General features: G+C 51.2%; 4 protein-coding genes. 1 reads left to right on the top strand and 3 read right to left on the bottom strand.

The genetic code is table 11. From position 1 onward, the window contains the following. Positions 1-778, top strand: a 778-nt coding sequence (locus ACOJTG_RS15080) for a hypothetical protein (protein ID WP_420154583.1), incomplete at its 5' end; no start/stop codon positions are given. Positions 779-920: 142 nt separating this feature from the next. Here the strand turns inward: ACOJTG_RS15080 and ACOJTG_RS15075 are convergent. The 3 genes from ACOJTG_RS15075 to ACOJTG_RS15065 all read right to left on the bottom strand — a co-directional run. Then, positions 921-2,099: an acyltransferase family protein gene (locus ACOJTG_RS15075; protein ID WP_420154582.1), complete on the bottom strand. Its 1,179-nt coding sequence runs from the start codon at positions 2,097-2,099 to the stop codon at positions 921-923. 22 nt (positions 2,100-2,121) lie between these two features. Further along, positions 2,122-4,332: an alpha-N-acetylglucosaminidase gene (locus ACOJTG_RS15070; RefSeq protein ID WP_420154581.1), complete on the bottom strand. Its 2,211-nt coding sequence runs from the start codon at positions 4,330-4,332 to the stop codon at positions 2,122-2,124. Between the two features lie 176 nt (positions 4,333-4,508). Further along, on the bottom strand, positions 4,509-5,670 hold a 1,162-nt coding region (locus tag ACOJTG_RS15065), incomplete at its 5' end, for a RagB/SusD family nutrient uptake outer membrane protein (RefSeq protein WP_420154580.1).

Here is a 5,670-nt window from a genome sequence, read left to right as displayed (position 1 = left end):
CGGACGACTGTCTGGTACTGCCTATCGATTTGATGGCATCATTCACGGGGTCTTAACCTGGTGTCTGGTTACGTTGATTACGATTTATTTCTTGACGACGACGATCGGAAGTATCATCGGTGGAGCGAGCCGATTGATGGGTGCAGTTGTTCGGACGGCGGGCTCAGCAGCGGGTACGGTAACTTCAGCAGCAGGGCCAGAACTAGGTGCGGCCGTGAAAGATAAACTGGCTGAGAATGGAATTGATGTAAAGAATCTCGATCTGGGTGATTTACGCAACGAAGTCAATACGATTCTTCGGCAAACCGATAACCCCGCTTTAAATCCGAATCGATTGGAGCAAAAGGCCAAACAGGCGGGCAATCAGGCGGAAGCTGCGGCCAAACGGGCAGCGGAAGACCCCCAGTCAGCAAATGAAGAAGCCAATCGGTTGTTGGGCCGTCTGTTTAAACAAGGTCAGGCCACGGTCAGTCAGGTAGATCGGGAAGATGCCGTAAACGTGGTTATGAAACGGACGGGTAAAAGCCAGGCAGAGTCTGAGCAGATTGTCGACAATTGGATCAATACTTATAAGCAGGCCGTAGCTAAGTTTGAACAAACCAAACAGGAGGCTGAAGCCAAAGCACGTCAGGCCGCTGATGCAGCCGCGTCAGCCGCGTCAAAAGGAGCAATCTTTGGATTTTTTGGATTATTACTAGGCATCGTTGCTGCCGGTATTGGTGCAAAATTGGGAGCAGCCTCAACGGAAAAGCTGGCGGCGTACCGCCCCTCTTTTTAACTCATTACCCCACCCCTCTACAATCGGATGAATGGTCTGGCCGCTCTCCTATCGGGTAACGAACCCGGCAGGGCGAGCGGCCAGCCTTTTTACGTATTAGAAGTAAGGGTAATCGGTTTTATAGTAGTTGTTCTAAGGACATTTAGATTTTCAAGAAGAGCTTATTTCGGTACAGAACGTACAGTAATGAGAGTTGAACAGCGGTTACGGCTAGTGCCTGAATGACAGGTCGCCAAGGCAGCGTGAAAAACTGGTTAAACCCATCGAATAGAAAATGAGCCGTATGGGCAAAATCCACGATACCATCGGAAGCCAGGTAGATTAAGATGGAATTGGTCCCGATCAGTACGAACGGAAATGCCCATTTTTGAAAGCCCTGCACATCAATAATATAGTAGAACACAGCAAGAAATACTAAACTCCAGCCCCCCACATAGACGGTAAATGAGCTGGTCCACAGTCGTTTGTTGATCGGGAAGATCTGATCCCAAAGCAAGCCTAGTAAAATCAGGCTTAGGCCTAAAACCAGCATGGCCAGCGTTTTCTGGTTCATGGATCGGCGGGTATCCTTCAGTAGCGTACCCGTCAGCATGCCCAGTAGAGCCGTAGCGATTGCGGGAATCGTAGAAAACAAACCTTCCGGATCATACACCGTCCGGTGGAGTTTTCCGGGCAAAAGCAGCCGATCGATATACGAAGTTAGCGAGCCTTCCGGAGTCAACACGCCCGCTCCAAAACCGGGTACGGGGATCAACGTCAAAGCAGCCCAGTATCCCAATAGAATCAAAAGTGCTGCTATAATCTGTCCACGCGAGGAGGTATTTAGGAAAATGATACCCGCCCCCAGCCAGGCCAGGCCAATTCGTCCCAGTACACTGGCAAAGCGGGTTTGTTCATAGCCTTTAAAAGCAAAGAGGCCATTGACGACCATGCCCAGGAAAATCAGGATCAGGGTCCGTCGGAGCATGGATTGATAAATGGGCCTCTTGTCAGCGAAGGACAATTGCTCAGCTGAATCAAGTCCCGCCCGCTTGAGTTTTCCCTGCAACGAATACGGCATGGATACACCCGCAATGAATAAGAAAAGCGGGAAGATCATGTCATAAAAGGTACACCCGTTCCAGTCCACGTGATGTAACTGAGACGACATCCAGAGCAATACCGGCCAGCCCGTAGCTTTCGCCAGGGCGTGGATGATGTGCTCGCCGCTCATGATCCAGAACATATCAAAGCCGCGTAAGGCATCCAGCGAAACCAGTCGCCCGGTTGCGATTGGAGCAACCGGGGTACCAGGGGCCGTCAGGGCGGGAGATGGTTTCATAACAGCTAAAACGGACTGGAAATTAAGGACGATAGGCTTGTGATAAACGCTCCCGATACTTTTTATGCATCGATACGGAAAGCTGAATCGAATTGCCTTTTTCCGTAGCCGGGAACGGATTTTGTTTTTTCACCCATTGCCACTCCCATTGCCGGATATGCTGATCGAACGCCTGAAGATCCGGTTTCTGATTGGACTGAAGCGACTTCGTCAACAGCTGGAAAAACTGTTCCCAGCGGGGTTTGTAAAAATCGTTCAACAGACCGCTCCACTGCCGGTTCGAGTATTCGTGCAGCGGACTATTCGCATCTCCCCACAGCGTAATCAAATCCCGGGCATTTTGTTCGTAGAGGGCTTTTTCCTCGGCATTCGTTCCCCAGCTCCGGGCATCTTTCAGCCAGGGTCCGAGCATAAAATCCTTACGGGAGGCCAGTAGCTGGTCCATATCGCTAATCAGGTCCAGAAAGTCCTTACTATAGCGGGCAAAGGCCGCCTGATCTTTCTTTTCGTAAGCCGTTTTCCATTGCTTTTGAACAATCAGGGCGTAGTTCGCCAGCACCTGCCGGGTTACATCGACTAAATCATACCGGAACCCGTCACTTTCCACGCCCTGCTGAGCGGCTTGGGTGAATAAATCCCAGGCCGGTAATAGCTCAGCCGGCGGATAGTTAAGTTTAGTACGCGTCCAAATCGTTGTGGAATCAAACGTAGGACGTCCCGTAACGATTGATTCGGCTCCATCGCGGATGTCTTTGCCATTGTACACCGTGCGGCGTAACACCTGCCAGGCTTCGAGCAATTTAGGATTGGTCGTCCGGTAGCGATTTCGGGCGTACTTGGCCAGCCAGGAGTCCAGTTCAATCGCGTCCCGTTGCCAGGTGTGCTGCATCATCAGCTCATAAATGACGGGGTTCTGCTCAATGGCCTCCATCGTCAAACCAATCCCCACCAGCTTGCCCGCTTTCGGATCATTCAAATCTTTCGCTGGATTCGCCGCGACGCCTTCCATACGGCCAAAGAGGTTGACATTACCGCCGAAGTTATTGAGCATATTCCAGATCCAAGGTTTGCCGTGAAAAGCCTCCGTACGCTTCCAGACCGGCTCGATTTCAGCGGCCAGATCCAGCAGAATCATCCCATCGTCGGGTACGGCTTTGAGCAAAGCTTCGATTTGGGGAGCTTTCCAGAATTTCCGGTCGCTATAAAACAACCAGCCCTGCATGACCCAAACCGCTTTGGGATCGGCCTGACGCATACCTTCATAAATCCGCTTGCTCAGCTCGGAAAGGTACGCGGGATCGTCGGTAGGCGGTTCGTTTTCGTTGAAGGTATCGGCAGAATAGAGGTGGTCCGTACCAAAAAGCTTCGTCTGTTTTTCAAGGAATTTCTTACCAATTTCAGCAAACAAAGGGTCTTCCGAATCCAGAATGTAGGTATCGGCAAATCCGTTGGTCCAGTTGGTAGCCTTGAGTTTCGCCTGGGGATATTTTTTGCGGAAAGCGGCGGGTACGTGTCCCGTAAAGGCGGGCAATACGGGTTTCATCCCTAGTTCCCGTTCCCGTTTTACAATCTGTTCCTGAAGCGTTTTGTGACTATCCATCCAGCTTTGCGGCAGGGGTCCACCCCAGCCGTCCAGATTTCCCATCCAGAACCACGAAAAATACGCCGGGCCGCTGAAGAAATCCTGTAAATCTTCTTTCGTGAAGCCCATGTCCTTGTAGACTTCATTCCAAGTATACTCTTCTCCGGTAATGGCCAGCGGCATGTTGATTCCGTGCAAAGCCATCCAGTCAATTTCGCGTTGCCAGCGGGGCCAGTCCCACCAGCTCATGCTGTAGTTGAACGTACAATAGTTGAGGTAATAGCGGTACTGATATGGCGAGCTTTTGCTCACTTTCGTAGGAACTTTGGGTAAGGGAGACGGTAGATTGAGATTTGTACCGTTCCAGGTGACCTGGCAATGGGCGTATTCTGTCAGATAGTGATACAGGGCCGAGGCTACGGCTACGCCGTTATTTCCCCGGAGAACGATTTTTCCGTTGGCACTTTCTACTTCAAAAACATTTTCATCGGAAGCACTGGGTAAAGCCTCTACCGTAAAGGCGGAATGGTGATTGGGAATGACCCGCTGGATCAACTGGCGGGAAGCTTGTACATTCAGCTGGGCCCAGGCCGCCGAAATGCTTAGTACGCCAGCCAGTAGCAGCGATGAGCAGGAACGGGATAGATTCATGGTTCAAAAATGTAGCGGGAAAATGGACCGAAGGTCCTCGAACAGCAAACGATTCAAAGGATCTCAAACGCCCCTGATTGCCGTGCAGAAAGATCGTGTGGTACGTTTTTCACCGAAGAACGACAAATCGTTCTTCGGTGAAAAAGCTTGTTTTGATACTGGCAGTCTATGAAAATCTAGTAGTTACTATTCTGAACGACCGTACCGCCCGAAGCATCAATCTCGTATTGAGGAATGGGACGTAATAAATGTTTGGTCGTTAAAGCCTTATTCAGTTTCGCGTGCGGATTGTACGCCAGCGTACGCTCGATGAGCTTGTTGGTCCGTTTCAAATCCATCCAGCGGTTTACTTCACCCACTAATTCCCGGGCCCGCTCGTCCAGAATAAAGTCCAGCGTGATCTGAGCGGGCGTCAGAGCCGTCGTCAGTCCGGACCGCGAACGGAGCGTATTGACCAAACTAGCCGCTTTCGTGGTGTTTCCGGATTTCAGATAACCTTCGGCGGCCAGCAGATACGCCTCTCCGGCCCGCATCATGATCATGTCGCGAGTACCTAAGGCGGGCTGATCCGGGTATACAAACGGTGCTCCGGGGTTATCAAACTTGCGGAACATCGGGTAATGCACGTTCGTCACCCCATCGTTCGTGAAGTACTGATCGGGGTTGATTACCTTGTAGCGTTTCGCACTGATCTGAGCCTGCGTCCAGGAGGTTTTCGGGAAGTAGATCGCCGTATCGCCGATTTTGATCAATCCATCGGTACTCACCTTATCAGCAATCAGGGCCCGACGGAACGTGGCTTCTGCCCGCTGGTCTTTATCGTCGAACAAACTGTAGAAATACGGCGTCGGGTTACGGCCAATTCCGTTCTGGTACAGAGTGCCCCGCGTCATGCCGGGATAGTTAAAGTACTCGAACTTATACAGCATGTGACGCGTATTACCCCAGCCCAGACTGGACGTAACGCTACCGAACAGGTAGGAAAACACCGTTTCCTGACTTCTCACGTTTTCCGTTGAGAATAAACGGGCAAACGAGGATTCGAGCGGGTGATTGGCCACCACGGTTTCCGCCAGGCTGATCGAACGGGTTACATCCTCGCTGACGGCAAAGGTTTTATAACTTCTGGTCAGCAGTACTTTCGATAACAGGTGCCGAACAGCGTCTTTGGAAACCCGTCCGTATTCGCTGGGTTTGTCATCTACTTTACTGAGAGCATCTTCCAGGTCGGTGACAATGGCTTTGTACACTTCTTCTTCGGAAGCCCGGGGAAAGGACGTCTGAGCCGTATTGACCTGATTCAGTACCAGCGGTACCCCACCATAGTTTTCTACCAGG

The organism is Siphonobacter sp. (assembly GCF_048595215.1).
Lineage (GTDB): Bacteria > Bacteroidota > Bacteroidia > Cytophagales > Spirosomataceae > Siphonobacter.
This window is presented reverse-complemented; position numbering and strand designations above follow the sequence as displayed.